The organism is Actinomadura latina NBRC 106108 (assembly GCF_001552195.1).
GTDB classification, from domain to species: Bacteria; Actinomycetota; Actinomycetes; order Streptosporangiales; family Streptosporangiaceae; genus Spirillospora; species Spirillospora latina.
The window spans coordinates 769,197-788,995 of the sequence record NZ_BCQS01000003.1 but is presented as its reverse complement, the minus strand read 5'-3'; the positions used below and the strand labels follow the sequence as shown (position 1 = coordinate 788,995).

Here is a 19,799-nt window from a genome sequence, read left to right as displayed (position 1 = left end):
CCGCCTCACTGGCTCAGAGGTCCGAGCAGGAGCCACTTCCACGAGGATTCCTCTCCCAACTGACGGGTTCCGGCGCTGCGCGGCATGACGTATCGCTTGCCGTCGGGCCCGTAGACCGCACCGGTCGTTGGATCGTATCCAGCGAATTCCACTGAATCGGACGGATACGAAAGGATCAGCCGGCCGTCGTCGACCTGGCCGGCGGGGGCCGCCGCGGCGGCCTTCGTCTTGGCCCCGCTCTTGCCCTCGGCCTGCGACTTTCCGCCCTCGGTGCCGGTCGCGCCGCCCGCGGGGAAACCGGCGCCGGCGGTGGCGCCCGCCGGGACCTGCGGGTACGGCAGGATCTCGTCCTTCGGGAAGTTGCGCGAGCCGCGGACGGCGGTGGGCGCGTTGTGCGGCGCCTTGCAGCCGGCGTCCAAGCGCGGCTTCTTGGGGGACGTGTCCTGCGGCCAGCGGTGCTTGACCTTCTCGTAGCCCTGCGTGCACGGCGGCGGCGAGTCGATGTTCAGGTCGAGGCCCAAGTGCTGGGTCCCGTCGCCGGGCGTCACGGTGAACGCACCGGCGACCGTCACCGGGTACAGGATGAACAGCGACCGGAGGCCCGCTTGGCGGGACGTGATGATCTGACCGGTCGTGGTGAGGTTCGCCAGCAGGACGGGCAGCGTCGGCGCGAGCTGCTTGATGGCCTTGTGCGTCTCGTCCACGGCGCCCGGCACGCCGTCGATGGTCCTGCGGAGGGCCGGGTCGTCGTTGCGGAGGGACGTGGTGAGCTCGTTGAGGTTGCGCGCGAAGCCCTGGATGTTGGCGGCCTGCCCGCGCTGGGTGTCCAGGACGGTGACGCTGTTGTCCAGGAGCTGCTTGGTGTCGGGGTAGGCCTCGTCGGCCGTCTTCAGCAGCCGGTCGGTGTCGTCCAGGATCGACTGGAGGTCCTCGGCGGAGCCGGAGAACGCCTTGTCCAGCTCGTCCACGATGGTGCCGAGGTCCTTGGTGTTGACGGAGCCCACGAGCGAGTCGACGTTGCGCAGCAGCTCGGCGGTGGACACCGGCAGCGTGGTGCGCTCCTTCGGGATCGTGTAGGCGTTGCCCTGGTCGAGGTAGGGGCCGCTCTTCTTGGTCGGCTCCAGGTCGATGTACTGCTCGCCGACCGCGGACCGGTTCGCCACGATGGCCTTGGTGCCGTCGCGGGGGATCCGCTCGCCGCGCTTCAGCACCAGCTTGACGCGGATGCCGCCCTTGGTCAGCTCGATCGGGCCGACGCGCCCGACGGGCACGCCCCGGTAGGTGACCTCGGCGTTGGTGAACACGCCGCCGGAGTCGGTGAGGTCGACGTAGGCGACGTACTCCTTGCCGAGGAGGTCGCGGCCCAGCCCGATGTAGTTCACCGAGACGATCGCCACGCCGACGATCGTGATGACGACGAACGCGATCAGCTGGACGATGACGCCGCGCTTCAGGATCACGACAGGCCCCCCGTCATCAGGGTCCGCAGACCGCCGTCGTCGGAGCCGAGCGCGCCGGTCCGCTCCGGTGTGGGCGTGCTGGACGTCTTCTTCGATGTCGGCGTCGTCTTCGGAGTCGGCGTCGACTGGCCGGGCAGGCCCGGGACGCCGCCGGGCGCCTGCGGCAGCACGCCGAGCGGCGAGTCGGGCAGCGTGACGTTCGGGACCTGCAGCATGTTGCGCATCTGCTTGCCGCTGCCGAGCGTCCCTTCGAGGTCGGTGCCGCCGAGCAGGTTGCGGGCGATCGACTCGAAGTCCAGGTCGACGGTCAGCCGCACGTTGCCGTAGTCGCCCTCGACGACGTTCTCGAACGTGGCGGGGAACGGGAACGTGATCAGCGACTCCAGCGACCTCGGCAGGTCGTTGCCGGCCTTGTTGAGGTTCCGAAGGATCTTGTCCACGTCCCGCAGGTTCGCCAGCAGGTCGGCCTTCGACCGGTCGATCACGGTGGTGGTGGTGCGGCTGAGCTTGTTCAGCGCGACCAGCATCTTGGTGAGGTCGGCGCGGTTGCGGTTGAGGACGTCGATCGCGGGGCCCGTCTCGTCGATGGTGTCCTGGATCGTCTTGCGCTCGTCCGCGAGCTTGCCGGTCAGCCGGTCGATGCTGTCGAGCGCGCGGGTGATCGCGGCGCGGTTGCGGTCCAGCGTCCCGGCGAAGGTGTTGACCCGCTCCAGCACCGACCTGATCGTGTCCGTGCGGCCGTTCATCGCGGCCTGCAGTTCGTGGCTGATCGTGGAGACCTGCTCCAGCCCGCCGCCGTTCAGCAGCAGCGACATCGCCGACAGCACCTCTTCGATCTCGGTGCCGCGGGACGTGCGGTTCAGCGGGATCAGGTCGCCGGTGCCGAGCTTGCCGTTCGGGGCCTCGTACGTCGGCGGCTCGATCTGCACGAACTTCTCGCCGAGGAGGCTGGTCTGGCTGACCGTCGCGATCGAGTTGTCCGGCAGGTCGATGTCCCCGCGCATCTTCACCGTGACGAGCGCGTACCAGCCGCCCTGGCCGGGGCTGCCGCCGGTGAGCTTGATGTCGTCGACCTTGCCCACCGACACGTCGTTGACCTTGACCGCCGACTGCGGGACGAGGTCCAGCACGTTCGCGAACTCGATCTTGACGGTGATGGGGTGCGAGCCGAGGTCGGGGCCGCCGGGCAGCGGCAGCGACGAGACGCCGTTGAACGAGCAGCCCGACAGGGCCGTCGTCGCGGCGATCGCGGCGGCGCCCAGCAGCCGGGCGCGGCGCACCGGCCGTGTCCTGCTCATCGGCCACCTCCAGGCAGCAGCGCGCTGAGGTCTCCGGGCCTGCTGCTCGTCCCGGCCGTCGCGGTCTTCGTGGTCGTGTTCGTCTTGGCGGTCTTGCCCGTCTTGCCCTGGCGGCCGCCGGGGCCGTAGGCGTCCGGCGGGATCGGCACCGGGTCGTAGTGCGTGGTCAGCGCGGTGATCCAGGACAGGTCCAGGCTGAAGCCCGTCAGCGCCTTGCCGATGCCGTTGTACGGCTTGACGAAGTCGAGGCATTCCTTGGCGGGCGTGCCGACCGAGTACGCCAGCGAGCAGATCCAGTCGGCCAGGTCGTGGAACTGGCGGAAGTTGTTGCGGGTGTGGATGGTGCCGCTGATCGGGTCGTACGCGCGGGCCAGGTTGTTGACGGCCAGCGGGCCGGCGGTGAGGATCTCGGCGAGCGCGTCCTTCTCCTTCACCAGCACGCCGGTGATCTGGGCGAGCTGCCGGACGTTCACGGCCAGCTCGCTGCGGTTGTCCTTGACGAACCGCTGCACGTTCCGCAGCGTCGGGGCGAGGGTGTTGAGGGCCGCGCTCAGCTCCTCCTTCTCCCCCGCGAGCTGCGCCGACACCCCGTTGAGGTGCCCGGTGAACGACTTGATCTGCAGGTCGTTCGCCTTCATCGCGTCGGTGATGATCCGCAGGTTCCGGATCGTGTCGGCGACGTCGCCGCGGTCGGTGCTCAGCGTGCTGAGCGCCTTGGACGCGTCCGCGATCGTCTGCCTGATGTCGTCGCCCTGCCCCTCCAGGTTCGCGGCGCCGACCTGCAGGAGCCGCGACAGCGAGCCCTGCTGGCCGTCCGGCCCGGGAGCGTTCGCGCCCTCCGGCCCGAGCGCCTTGGAGAGGTCGCTCAGGCTGCCGCCGACCTCGTCGACCTCGACCGGGACGGCGGTGCGGCTGGTGGTCAGCGTCGCGCCGTCGGCGAGGACGGCGCCGCTCTTGTACACGGGCGTCAGCTGGATGTAGCGGTCCGCGACGAGCGTCTGGTTGATGATGACCGCCTGCGCGTTCGCGGGCACCTTGTACTTGGCGTCGTACTTCAGTTCGACCTTGACCGCGTCGCCGACCGGGTCGACGCTCGTGACCTCGCCGACCGGGATGCCGAGGATGCGGACGTCCGCGCCCTTGTACAGGCCGACGGTCTTGGTGAAGTACGCCGTCATGCGGCGCTGCTCCGGCTCCTGGAGGATCAGCAGGAGCGCGGCGACCAGCACCGCGACGGCGAGGATCGCGCCGCCGAGGCGTAGGACGGTTCCTGAGTTGCGCACTGTGACCTGCCTGCTCACGGGAGGAACGGCAACGGGTTGCTGCTGTTGCCGGTCTGGTTGCCGTTCTGGCCGCCCTGCTTCTTCGTCGTCGTCCCGCCGCTCTTCGGGGCGTCCTGGATCGAGGCGGGGATCGGGAGGAGGTTCTGGATCCAGGAGTCGAACCAGCGTCCGGTGCCGGTGACGTCCGAGAACTGCCGCGCGAACGGCGCGAACAGCTGCAGGATCCGGTCCAGGTTGTTCTGGTTCTTCAACAGGATCTGGTTGACCTTCGCCAGGTTGTCGAGCATCGGGCGCAACTGCTTCTCGTTCTCCCTGATCAGGGCGTTCACCTGCTGGGACAGGGTCACGGTGTTGATCAGCAGCTGGTGGATGACCGCGCGGCGCGCCTGCACCGCCTGCAGCACCTTGTCGCCGTCCTGGACGAGCTTGGCGAAGTCCTGGTTGCGGTTCGCGAGCAGCTGCGAGACGTCCTTGGCCTTGCCGGCCAGCTCGTGCAGCTCGTCGTCCCGCGACGCGATCGTGTCGGACAGCCGCCGCAGGCCCTGCAGCGACGCCCGGACCTCCTCCGGCGAGTTCTTGAACGTCTCCGACAGCACGTCGAACGACTTCGCGACCTGCTGGACGTTGATCGCGCCGACCCGCTGGCTCAGCTCGCTGATCGCCGGGACGACCTCGAACGGGGTGTGCGTCCGCTCGATCGGGATGTTGCGGCCGAGCCTGCCGGTGCCGCGCGGGGTGAGCTCCAGGTAGTGCGAGCCCAGAATCGTCTTGATCTTGATGCCGGCCTCGGTGCGGGAACCCAGCCGCACGCCGTCGTCCACCCGGAAGGTGACCTTGACGTGGTCGCCGTCCAGGTCCAGACCGGTGACCTTGCCGACCTTGACGCCCGCGATGCGGACCTCCTCGTCGGCCCTGAGCCCGGCCGCCTCCTTGAACGACGCCGTGTGGGTCTTGCCGCCGGCGACGAACGGGATGCTCTCCAGGTTCATCGCCAGCACCAGCAGCACGGCGATGATCGCGAACGCGGAGAGCCCGATGGGGACCGGGTTGCGTTCCCGGAACGGAATCCTCATCTACTTGCACCTCGCGTTCTCGTTCACGATCGCCGGCGTCTGGTAGACCGGTCCGCCGGGCAGCCGCACCCGCGCGTCGAGACCGCAGATGTACATGTTGAACCAGGACCCGTAGGACGAGATGTTCACGAGCCCCTCCAGCCGCTTCGGCGACCGCTTCAGCCCCGCGTCCAGCTCGGCGCCGTTCGCGTTGAACGTCCCGGCGAGCTTGCGCAGCCCGGCGATGTCGTTCTTGATGCTCGGGCGCGCGTCGGAGAGCAGGTCCTGCGTCGTGCCGGTCAGGTCGTTGAGCGCCGCGACCGAGTCGAAGATCGCCTTGCGGTCGCCGGAGACGCCGCTGACGAAGCCGCGCAGGTCCCGCACCAGCTGGTCGACCTGGTCGTGCCGCTCGTCGATGGTGCCGAGCACGGTGTTCAGGTTGTCGATCACCCGGCCGATGACCTGGTCCCGGTCGGCGAGCGTGTTGGTCAGCGACGCGACGTGCGCGAGCAGGCTGTTGATCGTCCCGCCCTCGCCCTGCAGCACCTGGATGATCTGCATCGCCAGCGAGTTGACGTCCTTCGGCTCCAGCGCGCGGAACAGCGGCCGGAAGCCGTTGAACAGCGTCGTCAGGTCCAGCGCCGGCTTGGTCTGGGCGACCGGGATCGTCCCGCCCGGCTTCAGGTAGTCGTTGGCCTGCCCGGCGCCGTCGGTCAGCGCGAGGTACCGCTGGCCCATCAGGTTCCGGTAGCGGATCTGCGCCTGCGTGGTGGACGGCAGCCCCGCCTTGAACGGGCCGTCCTCCGCGACGCTGAACGTCACCTCGGCCTTGTCGCCCCGGTAGAGCTTGATGCCCTCGATCTGGCCGACCCGGACGCCCGCGACCCGGACGTCGTCGTTGTCGAGCAGCCCGGTGGCGTCCGTGAAGATCGCCTTGTACTCGCGGGTGTCCTGGAAGCGGAGGTTGGCGATCGTCATCGCGAGGATCCCGGTGACCACCGAGGTGATGACCACGAAGATGGCCAGCTTGATCGCCGCGTTCGTCGTCCTCACTTGATCGTCACCACCGATCCGTCTCGCAGCAGCGGACCGAACATCAGCGCCGACACGTCGGACAGCTCATCGGAGTTGGTCCGGGTCAGCGGCCCGAGCACGCTCTTGAGCTGCTCCTTCGGGGTCAGCGAGCCGGTGTCGACGAACACGTTCGACAGCGCCCGGCCGCGGCTGCCGCCACCGCCGTTCGGGTCGTCGGGGTTCTTCCACCAGAGGTCGTCCTGCGTGCCGTCCAGCGCCAGGTAGTCCGGGGACGGCACCTTCGGGTTCGGCAGGCCGTAGCAGCGCGGGTTGCGCTGGTCCTTGGCCTCCGGCTTGTCCAGCGGGTACTTGAAGCCCGGCCGCGGCTTGACGATCTCGATCGTCAGGTTGAAGGTCTTGGACCCGCCGCCGCCGGCCACCCGCTCGGCCTCCGGCTTCAGCTTCATCATGCCGGCGAACACGCAGGGCAGCGACGGCGAGTACCGCGCCACCAGGCTCGCGACGTCCCGGTTGGCGATGTTCACGCCGATGATCTTCGGGCCGTTGTGCCGCATGAACGCGTCGCCGTCCTGCGCCAGCGCGGTCGTCGCCGGGATCAGCTGCTCGATCGTGGCCCGCTTGTCGGTGATCGTGCGGCTGGTCACGTTGAGGTTGCGCAGCGTCTGCAGCAGGTCGGGCGCCGCCGCCGCGTAGATGTCGGAGACGTCGGCCAGGCCGTGCAGGTCGTGCACCAGCGTGCCGAGCTGCGGGTTGATCTTGCGGAGCAGGTCGTCGGCCTGCTCCAGGTTCTGGCCGATCTGGTCGCCGCGGCCCTGCAGCGCCGTGGCGAGGGCGTTCAGCGTCGCGTTCAGCTCGGCCGGCTTCACCGCCTGCAGCAGCGGGAGCAGGTCGTTCAGCACCTTGTCGATCTCGATCGCGGCCTGCGAGCGGTCCTGCTGGATGACCTGGCCCTCGCGCAGCCCGAGCGGGCCCGGCTGGTCGGGGATCTCCAGATCCACGTACTTCTCGCCGAACAGCGTCTTCGGCAGCAGCCGCGCCTGCACGTTCCGCGGGACGAGCTTCGCCTTGCCCGGGTCCAGCGCGAGGTGCAGCGTCGCGCCGCCGGCGGTCGCGTCGGTGCCGCGCACCTCGCCGACGATCAGCCCGCGCACCTTCACGTCCGAGTGCGGCAGCAGCTGCAGCCCGGCCCGCTCGGTCTTCACCTTCACCTCGGTCACGGGCGTGAACGCCTTGTTGTACAGCGCCACGGTCAGCGCCAGCAGCAGGACGATCACGGTGATCATCCCGATGCCGAGCACCCGGTAGCGAACCTGTTCGCTCATCGCGCCGTCACCCCGCGATCCGGACGGTGGTGGTGGTGCCCCAGATGGCCATGCCGAGCAGCAGGTCGGCCACGTTGATCACGACGATGCTGGTGCGCACCGCGCGGCCCACCGCGACGCCGACGCCCGCCGGGCCGCCGCTCGCGTGGTAGCCGTAGTAACAGTGGATCAGCATCACCAGCACCGCAAAAATGATCACTTTGCCGAAGGACCACAAGATGTCGTTCGGCGGTAGGAACAGATGGAAGTAGTGGTCGTAGGTCCCGGTCGACTGCCCGTAGAACATCGTCACGATCACCCGCGTCGCGCCGTAGGAGGCGAGCAGGCCGACGATGTACAGCGGGATGACCGCGATCATCCCGGCCAGCATCCGGGTCGTGACGAGGAACGGCATCGACGGGACGGCCATGACCTCCAGCGCGTCGATCTCGTCGGAGATCCGCATCGCGCCGAGCTGCGCGGTGAAGCCGCAGCCGACCGTCGCCGACAGCGCCAGCGCCGACACCAGCGGCGCGATCTCGCGCGTGTTGAAGTAGGACGCGACGAACCCGGTGAACGCGGCCGTGCCGATCTGGTTCAGCGACTCGTAGCCCTGCAGGCCGACCTGGCTGCCGGTGAAGAACGTCATGAAGCCGACGATCACCACGGAGCCGCCGATGACGGCGAGGCCGCCGGTGCCGAGGCTCACCTCGGCCAGCAGCCGCAGCACCTCGGTGCGGTAGCGGCGCAGCACCCGGAACACCCACGCGAACGCGCGGGCGTAGAACGACATCTGGTGACCGAAGTCGTCCAGCCGCTCCAGCGGCGCGCTCACCACGCGGGAGACCGCCTTACCCGTCTTTCCAGGGGCAGCCATCACATCCCCTTCGACGGGACGAACTGGAAGTACAGCGTGGAGATCAGGAAGTTCTCCAGGAACAGCAGCATGAAGGTGATGACGACGGTCTGGTTGACCGCGTCACCGACGCCCTTCGGCCCGCCCTTGGCGTTCAGTCCCTTGTACGCGGCGACGAGGCCGGCGGTGATGCCGAACACGAACGCCTTGAACTCGGCCTGCAGCAGGTCGGGCAGCTGCGCGATCGCGTTGAACGACGCCAGGTAGGCGCCGGGCGTGCCGCCCTGCAGCATGACGTTGAAGAAGTAGCCGCCCATGAGGCCGACCACCGACACCAGGCCGTTGAGGAACAGCGCGACGAACGCGCACGCGAACATCCGCGGCACCACCAGGCGGTGCAGGGGGTTGATGCCCAGCACCTCCATGGCGTCGATCTCCTCGCGGATCTTCCGGGAGCCGATGTCGGCGCACATCGCCGACCCGGCCGCACCGGCGACCAGGAGCGAGGTGACCAGCGGGCTGGCCTCCCGGACGATCGCGACGACCGCGGTCGCGCCGGTGTAGGACTGCGCGCCGAGCTGCCGGATCAGCCCGCCGACCTGCAGCGACAGGACGCCGCCGAAGGGGATGGCGACCAGCATGGTGGGGACGACCGTCACGCTGACGATGAACCAGGCCTGCTGGATGAACTCGCGCCACTGGAACGGCCACTGGAACGTCGCGCGGGCGACGTCCAGGCAGAGGGCGAAGAACCGGCCGGGCTCCTTGACGACCACGTTGGCGGCGCCGTCCCCGATCTTGCGGAACGTCGCCGAGCCGCCGCCCTTCCCCTCTCGCCGGCCCGCGCCGATGCCGGATTTTTGAGGAGTGGACATCAGTAGCCTGCACCACCCGCGTGCCGGCCGGGCGGCGGGTTGCCGGGGAACCGGCCGCCGGGGCCGCCGGGGGGCGGGCCGGGCGGCGGACCGCCGGGTCCGCCCGGGGCGGGGGCGCCGACGGGCGCCATGGACGCCACGTACCGCGGCCACTCCTCCACCCAGTTGCGGCCGAGGTCGTCGATGAACGAGCCGGGCGGCGGGGTGACGCCGTGCGCGGCGCACCACGCGCCGGGCGCGTGCATGCCGGCCCGGATCAGCCCGTTGCTGGCCATCTGCTGCGGCGGGATCGGCGGCAGCTTGCCCGAGTCGAGGCCCATCTTGGCCTCGGCCTCCAGCTCGGAGGCGTCCTTCTCCTCGGACATGCCGATCGGGCCGACCTTGCTGGCGTTGAGGAACTGCCGGACGACCGGCTCCTCGCTGGACAGCAGCATCTCCCGGGGCCCGAACATGGCGAGGTTGCGCTGGTAGAGCAGCCCGATGTTGTCCGGGACGGTCCGCGCCGTGTTGATGTCGTGGGTGACGATGAGGAACGTCGCGCCGATCTGCGCGTTCAGGTCGATGAACACCTGGTTCAGGAACGCGGTGCGGACCGGGTCGAGGCCGGAGTCGGGCTCGTCCACGAGGAGGATCTCGGGGTCCAGCACCAGCGCGCGGGCGAGGCCGGCGCGCTTCTTCATACCGCCGGAGATCTCACCGGGAAGTTTGTGCTCGGCACCGAGGAGACCGACCATCTCCATCTTCTCGAGAACGATCCGCTTGACCTCGGACTCGGACTTCTTGGTGTGCTCGCGCAGCGGGAAGGCGATGTTGTCGAAAAGGTTCATCGAGCCGAACAGCGCGCCGTCCTGGAACAGGACGCCGAACAGCTTGCGGGTCTCGTACAGCTGGGACTCGGGCAGGTAGGGCAGGTCCCTCTCGCCGATCCAGATGTGCCCGCGGTCCGGCTTGAGCAGCCCGACGAGCGACTTCAGGAAGACCGACTTGCCGGTACCGGACGGGCCCAGAAGAACGGAGATCTCACCTGCGGGAATGGTCAGCGACACGTCCTGCCAGATCACCTGGCGGCCAAAGGACTTGGTCAGGCCCTCGACTCTGATCTCGACGCCCACTCGTCACCTTTCGTCCAGGCCGGGGGAAATCCCGAACCAATGAGCGAGTAGCACTCAGGCTCTTGCTGTCGTCACACGGCGTGTCCGCCGTGTTGCTACCGTCCGGTAGCCGCGCCGGGTTTCACTACCGTAGCGGGCCGCCGTCCAAATGGAAGGGGTTCCAGTCCAGATCAGCGGCTAAATGCGACGTCGTAAGACAATCGTTACTTACGGCACCTATGAGACTAGTGGTCCAAGAACCAGAGCCTCAAGACCGGGTCCCGGCCGCCCGCAGACCGCCCGGCGAACCCGACGGAAGGGACGGAGACCGCCCAGTGTGACCACAGCGTCAGAACGGGACGGTACGCCGCCCGCCGATGGCCACACAACCCGTCGCGGCACACGCTTTTTCGCGGACGTTTATCACTCCCGCACAGGAATCGGATCCCCCGGCTGAGCAGGACTGAGCAGAGCCGAGCACACCGGAACGCGAAGGAGGCGGCCACCCCGGGAAGGGGTGGCCGCCTCCTTGGAGAGCGGTGGAGCCGCGAGGCTCCGGAGCTCTGGAGCCGTCCTACTTGACGGTGACCGACGCGCCGGCCTTCTCCAGGGCCTCCTTGGCCTTGTCGGCGGTCTCCTTGTTGACCTTCTCCAGCAGCGGCTTCGGCGCGCCGTCGACCAGGTCCTTGGCCTCCTTGAGGCCGAGGCTCGTCAGCGAGCGGACCTCCTTGATGACCTGGATCTTCTTGTCGCCGGCGCCCTCGAGGATGACGTCGAACTCGTCCTGGACGGCAGCCTCCTCGCCACCGGCGGCCGGGGCGCCCGGGGCGGCGGCGACGGCCGCGACCGGCGCGGCGGCCTTGACGTCGAAGACGTCCTCGAACTGCTTCACGAACTCGGAGAGCTCGAGAAGGGTCATCTCCTTGAAAGCGTCGAGCAGCTCGTCGGTGCTGAGCTTCGCCATGATGTTTCCTCCGCTATGGCTTGAATCTCGGGTGGTACGGGAACCGCGGGTGTGCCTACTCGGCGGACGCCTCGGCGGCGGCGGGTGCCTCGGCAGGGGCCTCGGCGGTCTCGCCCTCGCCCTCGCGCTTGGCGCGCAGGGCCTCGGCGAGCTGGGCCGCCTGCGTCGGCAGGGCGTTGAACAGCGCGGCGGCGTTCGCCATCGAGCCCTTCATCGCACCGGCCAGCTTGGCGAGCAGAACCTCACGCGACTCGAGGTCCGCCAGCTTGGTGATCTCGGCGGCGTCCATCGACTGACCGTCGATGTAGCCGCCCTTGATCACCAGCATCGGGTTCGTCTTGGCGAAGTCGCGCAGGCCCTTGGCGGCCTCCACCACGTCGCCGCGCACGAACGCGATCGCCGACGGGCCTTCGAGCAGCTCACGGAACCGCTCGTCGACACCGGCCTCGTTCGCGGCGCGCTTGGTCAGCGTGTTCTTCACCACGCGGAACCGCGCGTTCTCGCCGAGGTTGTCGCGCAGCTCCTTGACCTGCGCGACGCTGAGCCCGCGGTACTCGGTCAGCACGGCGCCGCTGGAGCTCTCGAACTCGCCCTTGAGCTCGGCGATCGCCGCGTCCTTGTGGGCCTTGGCCATAGCCCTCCTTCCGATTACCTGGGTGGTCCGATCCGCGCCCGTCCCACGCGATGGGGACTGGGACGCCGATCCACCAAAAAACGCCCCGGCGCAGGCGCACGGGGCGTCCAGGCAAGGCACGGAGGCCATGCGGAAGCTCTCGTCTCACCTACGCAGGCCGCCCGAACTGAGTCGGGTCCTTCGGCCGCCTCACACGGAGGCGACGACCGGCGGTCTTCGGCAACGGACAGAATACGTGCGTCACCGGCTAAGGCCAAATCGGTAACGCGACGAGGGACCGCGCCCTCCGCGGGGCGCGGTCCCTCGTTCGTTCACGTGGCGGGTCAGGCGCCGGGGAGGCCGCCGCCGCCACCGAGCTTGCTCAGCATCTCGCCGAAGTCCGTGACCTGGCTCGCGGGCGGCGCGGTGATCTGCACCGGCTTGCCGTAGTCGCGGTACTTCATCGTCATGTTCAGCGTGCCCTCGGACGTCTGGTCCGACTTCATCTTCAGCTGGCGCGGCAGCTGCTGCCCGTCCACCCAGAGGTCGAAGTGCATGTTCTCCATGCCGGACGAGGTGAGGTTCTTGCGGTAGGCCTCCCGCATCTCCGGGGAGAGCTTCGCGATCGCGTCCTCCATCCGGTAGGTGCCGGTGAAGTGGGTCGTCTCGATGCCGTCCACCGTCTCCTTGCCGACCTCGCGCGCGTCCTTGGACGCGGTCAGCATCTTGGTGTTCTGCACCGGGTCCATCTGGCGGGACTGCTGCAGCAGCTGTTCGATGTTCATGCCGGACTTCTTGCCCACGTCTTCCAGCGAGATCTTGATCCAGGGCTTGGACGCGTCACCGCCGAGCGCACTCAGCATCGCCATCTTCATGTAGATGGTCCGGCCGACGAGCCGCTGCTCCATGCCGCCGATCGACTTGCCGCCGGCCGACATGTCCGCGAAGTTCATGCTGTAGGCGAGGTCGGGCTTCGTCCGGTACTGCATCGTGCCGTTCATCGACACGTCGCCCTCGGACGTCCCCGCCATCAGCATGGACATGTCGGCCTTGAACGAGTCGGTCTGGCCGGTCTTCTCCGCGGCCTTGCCGAGCACCTGCGCGGCCGTGAGCTTGATGTTCTTGCCGGCCTCGTCCACCTTGTTCCCGGCGTCCCCGAGACAGCCGGTCATCGAGAGGGCGAGGCCGGTGGCCAGCGCCGTGGCGGCGGCGAAACGACGGATCATCGTGGGGGTTCTCCTTGTTGGCTGGTCGCCCGGGCGCACGGGCCGAACGTTGGATCAGACGCCGGAGAACTCCGTCCGGTTCACTCCGATCGATGTGATCCGGGTTCAGTTGCCGCCGAGGAACGAGCCGAGCGACAGTTCGCCCACCTGGTCGGACGGCGGCCGGTTCACCGTGAACGAGTCACCATAGTCGCTGTAGCGGACGGTCACCGAGCCGGTCTCGCCCTGCGAGCCGTTCGCCTTGGACACGATCTTGCGCGGCAGGTTGTCGCCGTCCGTCCACAGATCGAAGTTGATCTTGCCGTTGGCGCGGTCCTTCGGCAGCCATGTGGCGACCTTCTGGCGCGCCTGCGGGTCGAGCCGGTTCAGCGCGTCCTGCACGGTGACCGTGCCGGTGTAGTGGACCGTCCGCACGCCGTCGACGGTCTCCGTGCCGACCCGGCGGGCGTCCTTGGAGCCGGTGAACATCTTCGTCTGCTCGGCCGGGTCCACCTTCTGCACCTGGTTGACCAGGCCCTGGACGTCGAACCCGGTCTTCTGCGACACCTGGTTCACATCGATCTTCACCCAGGGCTTGCCGCCGCTGACGAACTGGGCGAGCTGCGGGACCTTCGCGTAGAGGACGTTGTCGGTGAAGACCGCCTGGCCCTTGGCGCCCGGAACGCTCTGCCCGTTGTGGCTGAACTCGTCCAGCTTCGCGCTGAACTTCAGCGCCGGGCGCAGCTGGAACTGCCCGTCGGCGTGGATCCTGCCGGCGCCGTCCCCGGTGCCGGTCACGGTCAGGTCGGCCTTGAACGTGTCGGCGTTCTCGGCCTTCTGGGACGTCTTCAGCAGCGCCTGCCCGGCACTGAGCTTCATGTTCTCCGTGTTCGCCGACCCGTCCCCGTTGCATCCGGACAGGACGAGCGCGGCACCCACGGCGGTACTGCCGACCGCCACCACGAGTCGTCGGTTCATGAGGGTTGAGCCTCCCTTGTCGCCCTTCTGGTGTTCCCAGTGTTGCGGGACGCCAACATCCGGGGCATCCCCCGGTGGTACGAACGGGCGCTCAGGCGGTACGACCAACGGCGTAGCCCGCGCACTGCCGGACGGCGGCGCGGGAACGCGGCGTCAGCGGTAGGAACCGAAGGTCATCGACCCGTTGAACGTCGCGCCGGGCGCCTGCGCGTTCAGCTGGATCGACGCCGGACGGGCCTTGCTGTCGGCCCACAGGTCGAGCCCGCAGCCGGTGGCGTCCGGGATCCAGGTGCGGAAGCGGGTCGCGGCGTCCTGCGGAAGCAGCGTGTAGACGCCGCCCATCAGCGCCTGCGCGGAGAAGCGGGTCTTGCCCGCCGCGTCCGGCTCGCTCGCGATCATGCCCGGCAGCGTCCCGATCATGAAGGTGAACTGCCGGGGGTCGGAGTCGTTCTGCAGCTTGCCCAGCTGGGCCGCGGTGAGCGTGGACGTCGTCCACTTCGCGCCGTCGAAGCCCTTCAGGGTGGTCCCGCTCACGATCACCTTCTGGGTGACCTTGCTCTGCTCGCCGTCCTGGCTCGTCGTCGTGACGCCGGTGGCGCTCATCGCGAACGTCGGCCACAGGGTGAACGAGGCCGTCTCGACGGCGTGCTGGAAGTCGCCGTTCGCCCCGATCGTCACCTTCATGTCCGTCTTGCGGGTGAAGGAGTGCAGGCTGGGGCCCGGCTGGGGCGGTGCCGTGGGCAGGCCGTGCGCGCCGCCGCCGTTCCCGGTGCCGGGAGCGCCCGAGCCGGGGGCCTTGCCCGTGCCGGGGCCCGGCGCGGCGGGCGCGCCCGGCGTGACGGTGCCGGACGCCGAGCCGTTCGGGTTGGTCCCGTTCTGCTGGGCCATGGCCGCGGCCGGCGGCATGGCGCCCGCGTCCTTCGCGGAGTCCCCGCCGACCTTGACGGCCATCAGGATGGCCGTGGGCACGACGGCCACCGCGGTCACGGCGGAGATGGCTATGGCCCGGTCGGTACGACGCTTCACAGGGACAATTCAACACCAAGTTCCCCGCAGGTAACAAAACAACCTGGGAACGAATTGTCCGGATCCGGACTGCGATCTTTGTATCCACGGCGTTCGGTGCTAAGCGGACGCCGGTCGTCCCGCCAGCCGGGCGCGGAGGGCCGACTTGCGGATCTTGCCGGTGCCGGTCCGCGGCAGCGCGTCGGCGTACTCGATGCGGCGCGGTGCCTTGAAGCCGGCGAGGCGGGCGCGGCAGGCGGCGATGAGGTCCGCTTCGCTCGGCGGAACGCCGTCGGGGACGATCACCGCGCAGACCGTCTGGCCCCAGCGCGGGTCCGGCAGCCCGACCACGGCGACCTGGCCGACGCCCGGGACCGTGCGGAGAACGTCCTCGACCTCCAGGGAGGAGACGTTCTCGCCACCGGTGATGATCACGTCCTTGAGGCGGTCAACGAGGTAGAGGTAGCCGTCCGCGTCGATGCGGCCCGCGTCGCCGGTGCGGAACCAGCCGCCGGTGAACGCCTCGGCCGTCGCATCCGGATCGTCCCAGTAGCCGGTCGTGACCTGCGGACCCCGGACGCCGACCTCGCCCAGCGCGCCGGGCGGGAGCGGCGTCCCGTCCGCGTCCAGCACGGCGATCTCGGCGCCCCGCGCGGGACGTCCCGCCGACCCGGCCAGCTCCGGCCTGGTCGTGATGGCGGCGCGGTGGTCGGCCGGCGAGAGGAAGACCGCATTTCCGGACAGCTCGGTCATCCCGTAGCCCTGGTTGAAGTCGCAACCGAGCATGTCGGCGGCGCGGCGCAGCAGCGGGACCGGCATCGGCGCCGACCCGTACGCGATCACGCGGACGCCGCCGCGCAGGACGTCCAGCGCCGCCGGGTCGTCCGCCGCGTGCGCGAGCAGATCCTCCAGCATCGTCGGGGCCAGCGACAGGTTCGTGACACCGTGCCGGCGCGCCGCCTGCACGAGCGCGGCCGCCGTGAACCGGCGCAGCACGACGGCATGCCGCCCGAACAGGTGGTGCAGGATGACCTGATACCCGGCCACATGGCACAGCGGGAACGGCGTGCAGAACACGTCGCCCGGCCGCACGGGACGGCCGGAGGCCGTGACCCCGATGCCCGCGAGCAGGCTCCGGTGCGTGAGACGCACTCCCTTGGGACGGCCGGTCGTGCCGCTGGTGAACATCAGCCACGCGACATCGTCCGGGGCCGTTTCGGACGCCGACGCGGGGCCGTCCCAGGGCAGGTCCGTGACGCTTGCCAGGGGCGGGTGGTCCGGCGGCAGATCGCCGTCGGCGGCCAGGCGGCCGAGGAGGTCCGGTTCGCCGAGGACGAGTCCGGCGCCGCTGCGGGCGATCTGGTCCGCCCATTCCCGCGGGTGCAGCCGCTGGTTGAGCGGCACGAGGATCCGGCCGTCACGCGGAACTCCGTAGTAGGCGGCCACGTACTCCGGGCGGTTGTGGGCCAGCAGCGCCACCCGCGCGCCTCGCGGACAGCGCGCTGAGAGGTAGGTGCTCAGTGCGTCCGCCCGGGCGCGGAGGTCCCGGAACGTCCAGGTCGTGTCGTCCACCGACAGCGCCGGGGCCTCGGGCGCGTCCGCCGCCGCCGCGTCGAGCACGTCGTGCAGCCGGCGCTGCGAACCGTCCATCACACTCCTCGCCATCCCGGCGAATGTACCGAGCACACGGCGGGCCGGAGCCGCCGATACCGCTGGGTGGACGCCGGGACGACGGAAGGGCGTCCCCGCCGCGGCGGGGACGCCCTTCCGGTGACGCGATCAGGCGGTCTCGAAGTCCGCCGCCAGGTTGCGGACGGCGTTCGGGTCCACCGGAATGCTCGGGCCCATCGACGTCGCCAGCGACGCCTTCTTGACGTACCGGCCCTTCGCGGCGGACGGCTTGAGCCGCTGGATCTCGTCCACGGCCGCGGCGTAGTTCTCCACCAGGTGGCGCTCCTCGAAGGACGCCTTGCCGATGATGAAGTGCAGGTTCGCGTGCCGGTCCACCCGGAACTCGATCTTGCCGCCCTTGATGTCGGTCACGGCCTTCGCCACGTCCATGGTGACGGTGCCGGTCTTCGGGTTCGGCATCAGGCCGCGCGGGCCGAGCACCCGGCCGAGCCGGCCGACCTTGCCCATCTGGTCAGGCGTGGCGACCACCGCGTCGAAGTCCAGGAAGCCGCCCTGGATCCGCTCGATGAGGTCGTCGGAGCCCACGATGTCGGCGCCCGCGGACTCCGCCTCCTGCGCCTTCGCGCCGACGGCGAAGACCAGCACGCGGGCGGTCTTACCGGTGCCGTGCGGCAGGTTGACGGTGCCGCGCACCATCTGGTCGGCCTTGCGCGGGTCGACGCCCAGCCGCATCGCGACCTCGATGGTCGCGTCGAACTTGGTGACCGCGGTCTCCTTGGCGAGCTGCACGGCCTCGGCCGGGGTGTACAGCCGCTCCCGGTCGATCTTCTCCGCGGCTGCGCGGTAGCCCTTGCTGCGCTTCATGGTCGTTCCTCCACTGGAACTCGTGGTGCGGGCCGGCGCCGGCCCTCCCACTGGGTGACTTACTTGACGTCGATGCCCATCGAACGCGCGGTGCCGGCGACGATCTTCGCGGCGGCGTCCAGGTCCTTGGCGTTGAGGTCGGGCATCTTGGTCGTGGCGATCTCGCGGATCTGGTCGCGGGTCACCGAGCCGACCTTGTTCTTGTGCGGCTCGCCGCTGCCCTTCTCCACGCCCGCGGCCTTCAGGATGAGCTGCGCGGCCGGCGGCGTCTTGGTGACGAAGCTGAACGACCGGTCCTCGTAGATGGTGATCTCTACGGGGATGACGTTGCCGCGCTGGGACTCCGTGGCGGCGTTGTACTGCTTGCAGAAGTCCATGATGTTGACGCCGTGCGGACCGAGCGCGGTACCGACCGGCGGCGCCGGCGTCGCCTGCCCGGCCTGCAACTGCACCTTGACGAGCGCGGCGATCTTCTTCTTCGGAGGCATGCGAACCCCTATGTCCCATTTATGGTGGTCCCGACTCCCGGTCGTCCGGGCAACACGACGGCTGGGACGCATCCACCGTGTAGGAACCGCTGAACTCGACATCCCCACCCGGGCGGTACCGCCGGCCGCAGGTTCGCCTGGCACTGTGCGAGTACTGCCGAGTACTGCTGCGAGGCGCGGATCATTGACGCTTCTACGCCGGGGATGACCCACCTAGCATACGGCCTCTCGAAGCCGGTCGGTCACGACGTCCGCGCGGGGCCCGTCCGGAAAGTGCTCGGGCCGTCCCCGCGTGAGCGGGAACGGCCCGAACGCGGCCTGGAAGCGGTCAGATCTTGGAGACCTGGTTGAAGCTCAGCTCGACCGGGGTCTCGCGGCCGAAGATGGAGACCAGGACCTTCAGCTTCTGCTGCTCGGCGTTGATCTCGTTGACCGAGGCGGGGAGGGTGGCGAACGGGCCGTCCATGACGGTGACGGACTCGCCGACCTCGAAGTCGACGGTGGGCCCCGCCTTCGCCTGCTCCTTGGCGGTCTTGGTGGCGCCTTCCTCGGGCTGGGGGGCCAAGAGGTTGGCGACCTCGTCCAGGCTCAGCGGGGACGGCTTGTTCAGCAGGCCCACGAACCCGGTGACGCCCGGCGTGTTGCGGACGGCGGCCCACGACTCGTCGGTCAGCTCCATCCGGACGAGGATGTAGCCCGGCAGGACCTTCTCGTTGACCTTCTGCCGCTTGCCCTGCTTGATCTCGGTCACCTCGTGCTGCGGGACCTCGATCTGGAAGATGAAGTCCTCCATGTTGAGGGTCTGCGTGCGGGTCTCGATGTTGGTCTTGACCCGGTTCTCGTAGCCCGCGTAGGAGTGCACGACGTACCAGTCGCCCGGCTGGAGGCGGAGCTCCATCTTGAAGTCGGCGTACGGGTCGGCCGGCGGCTCGGGCGCGGCCTCCTCGTCTTCGTCCGCGTCCTCGCCCTCGACCGCCGCGTCCTCGCCCTCGACGGCCTCGGCCAGGTCAGCGGCGCCTTCGGCGGCGTCCGGCGCGACGCCCTCGCCCTCGAGCTTCGTGTCCGCGGGCTCGGCGTCGCCGGCGGACACGGCCGCTTCGGCCGTCTCGTCGGCGGGCTCGGCCGCCTGGTCGGCCGCAGCAGCCGCAGCGGACTGGGCCTCTTCAACGGCCTCGTCGTAGGGCTGTGAGGGCTCGGACACAGTGACTCTTTCTCTCGGTCTGCGGTGATGGACTTGCAAAGGGTGCGGCGGGCCAGGTCGGACCCGCGGCCGGGACGTCAGCCGAAGATGGCGTAGACGCCCTTCTGCAGCCCGTAGTCGAAGCCGGAGACGACCGCGACCATGATCAGCACGAACACCAGTGCCGCGGTCGTGTAGGTGACCAGCTCCCGCCGCGTGGGCCAGATGACCTTGCGCAGCTCGGCGAGGACCTGGCGCACGAACAGCGCGGGCGAGGTCCGCCTGGACGGGGCCTTCTTCCTGCCCTTGCCCTTGCCTTCGTCCTTGGCCTCGGGCTCGTCGCGCTCGTCGCGCGTCTCAGTCGCCATTTGCCGCCGTTCACCTCATAGGTCGTGATCCAACCACCACGTGGTTGCCGCCCGATCCCGCGCCGTGGCCTGCCACGGCGCCCGCCGTGACGCGACCGGCACGGGTGCGCGCACCGCACCTCGCAGGGCAGGAGGGACTCGAACCCCCAACCGCCGGTTTTGGAGACCGGAGCTCTACCAATTGAGCCACTGCCCTTCATTCTCCGGCTAAGGAGAACACCCGACCATGGGATCGGGACGGTGCCGGGTCC

At 69.3% G+C, this 19,799-nt stretch carries 19 protein-coding genes and 1 tRNA gene; all 20 read right to left on the bottom strand.

Annotated elements, in window-relative coordinates; all coding sequences use genetic code 11:
* Window positions 1-5: 5 nt before the first annotated feature.
* Window positions 6-1,460 (bottom strand): MCE family protein, encoded by a 1,455-nt coding sequence (locus tag AL2_RS04520; RefSeq protein WP_067629362.1) that lies wholly within the window; start codon window positions 1,458-1,460, stop codon window positions 6-8.
* Window positions 1,457-2,758 (bottom strand): MCE family protein, encoded by a 1,302-nt coding sequence (locus AL2_RS04515; RefSeq protein WP_067629360.1) that lies wholly within the window; start codon window positions 2,756-2,758, stop codon window positions 1,457-1,459. The genes AL2_RS04520 and AL2_RS04515 overlap by 4 nt, the downstream gene beginning before the upstream one ends.
* Window positions 2,755-4,059, bottom strand: a complete 1,305-nt coding sequence (locus AL2_RS04510; protein WP_067629358.1) for an MCE family protein — start codon at window positions 4,057-4,059, stop codon at window positions 2,755-2,757. Before AL2_RS04510 ends, AL2_RS04515 begins: the two co-directional genes overlap by 4 nt.
* Entirely contained in the window at window positions 4,056-5,114 is a 1,059-nt protein-coding gene (locus tag AL2_RS04505) for an MCE family protein (RefSeq protein ID WP_067629357.1), read from the bottom strand. The genes AL2_RS04510 and AL2_RS04505 overlap by 4 nt, the downstream gene beginning before the upstream one ends.
* Entirely contained in the window at window positions 5,115-6,146 is a 1,032-nt protein-coding gene (locus AL2_RS04500; RefSeq protein ID WP_067629355.1) for an MCE family protein, read from the bottom strand.
* Complete coding sequence (locus tag AL2_RS04495; protein ID WP_067629353.1) at window positions 6,143-7,450, bottom strand: MCE family protein; 1,308 nt, start codon at window positions 7,448-7,450, stop codon at window positions 6,143-6,145. The genes AL2_RS04500 and AL2_RS04495 overlap by 4 nt, the downstream gene beginning before the upstream one ends.
* A 7-nt stretch (window positions 7,451-7,457) precedes the next feature.
* Window positions 7,458-8,306 carry an MlaE family ABC transporter permease gene (locus tag AL2_RS04490; protein ID WP_067629351.1) on the bottom strand — a complete coding sequence of 283 codons (849 nt, stop codon included), beginning with the start codon at window positions 8,304-8,306 and terminating at the stop codon, window positions 7,458-7,460.
* Window positions 8,306-9,160 (bottom strand): MlaE family ABC transporter permease, encoded by an 855-nt coding sequence (locus AL2_RS04485; RefSeq protein WP_083945922.1) that lies wholly within the window; start codon window positions 9,158-9,160, stop codon window positions 8,306-8,308. Before AL2_RS04485 ends, AL2_RS04490 begins: the two co-directional genes overlap by 1 nt.
* Window positions 9,160-10,272 (bottom strand): ABC transporter ATP-binding protein, encoded by a 1,113-nt coding sequence (locus AL2_RS04480; RefSeq protein ID WP_083945921.1) that lies wholly within the window; start codon window positions 10,270-10,272, stop codon window positions 9,160-9,162. The genes AL2_RS04485 and AL2_RS04480 overlap by 1 nt, the downstream gene beginning before the upstream one ends.
* A gap of 553 nt (window positions 10,273-10,825) precedes the next feature.
* A complete protein-coding gene (gene rplL / locus AL2_RS04475; RefSeq protein WP_067629349.1) occupies window positions 10,826-11,215 on the bottom strand; it encodes a 50S ribosomal protein L7/L12 in 390 nt (129 codons plus the stop codon).
* A gap of 55 nt (window positions 11,216-11,270) precedes the next feature.
* Window positions 11,271-11,849: a 50S ribosomal protein L10 gene (rplJ, locus tag AL2_RS04470; protein WP_067629347.1), complete on the bottom strand. Its 579-nt coding sequence runs from the start codon at window positions 11,847-11,849 to the stop codon at window positions 11,271-11,273.
* A 323-nt stretch (window positions 11,850-12,172) separates the two neighbouring features.
* The gene (locus AL2_RS04465) at window positions 12,173-13,054 is read right to left on the bottom strand and encodes an SCO4651 family lipoprotein (RefSeq protein WP_067629345.1); all 882 of its coding nucleotides are present in this window, start codon (window positions 13,052-13,054) and stop codon (window positions 12,173-12,175) included.
* 105 nt (window positions 13,055-13,159) lie between these two features.
* Window positions 13,160-14,011 carry an SCO4651 family lipoprotein gene (locus tag AL2_RS04460; RefSeq protein ID WP_210747653.1) on the bottom strand — a complete coding sequence of 284 codons (852 nt, stop codon included), beginning with the start codon at window positions 14,009-14,011 and terminating at the stop codon, window positions 13,160-13,162.
* A gap of 153 nt (window positions 14,012-14,164) precedes the next feature.
* Window positions 14,165-15,037: a hypothetical protein gene (locus AL2_RS04455; protein ID WP_157438003.1), complete on the bottom strand. Its 873-nt coding sequence runs from the start codon at window positions 15,035-15,037 to the stop codon at window positions 14,165-14,167.
* A gap of 99 nt (window positions 15,038-15,136) precedes the next feature.
* Window positions 15,137-16,681, bottom strand: coding sequence for a class I adenylate-forming enzyme family protein (locus AL2_RS04450; RefSeq protein WP_083945920.1), 1,545 nt, complete (start codon window positions 16,679-16,681; stop codon window positions 15,137-15,139).
* 114 nt (window positions 16,682-16,795) lie between these two features.
* Window positions 16,796-17,512, bottom strand: coding sequence for a 50S ribosomal protein L1 (gene rplA, locus AL2_RS04445; RefSeq protein WP_067629339.1), 717 nt, complete (start codon window positions 17,510-17,512; stop codon window positions 16,796-16,798).
* A 59-nt stretch (window positions 17,513-17,571) separates the two neighbouring features.
* On the bottom strand, window positions 17,572-18,000 hold the full coding sequence (rplK, locus tag AL2_RS04440; RefSeq protein WP_067629337.1) for a 50S ribosomal protein L11: 429 nt from the start codon (window positions 17,998-18,000) through the stop codon (window positions 17,572-17,574).
* 328 nt (window positions 18,001-18,328) lie between these two features.
* Window positions 18,329-19,201 (bottom strand): transcription termination/antitermination protein NusG, encoded by an 873-nt coding sequence (gene nusG, locus AL2_RS04435; RefSeq protein ID WP_083945919.1) that lies wholly within the window; start codon window positions 19,199-19,201, stop codon window positions 18,329-18,331.
* Window positions 19,202-19,278: 77 nt separating this feature from the next.
* Window positions 19,279-19,548: a preprotein translocase subunit SecE gene (gene secE, locus AL2_RS04430; RefSeq protein WP_067629335.1), complete on the bottom strand. Its 270-nt coding sequence runs from the start codon at window positions 19,546-19,548 to the stop codon at window positions 19,279-19,281.
* Between the two features lie 123 nt (window positions 19,549-19,671).
* Window positions 19,672-19,744, bottom strand: a tRNA-Trp gene (locus AL2_RS04425).
* Window positions 19,745-19,799: the final 55 nt, after the last annotated feature.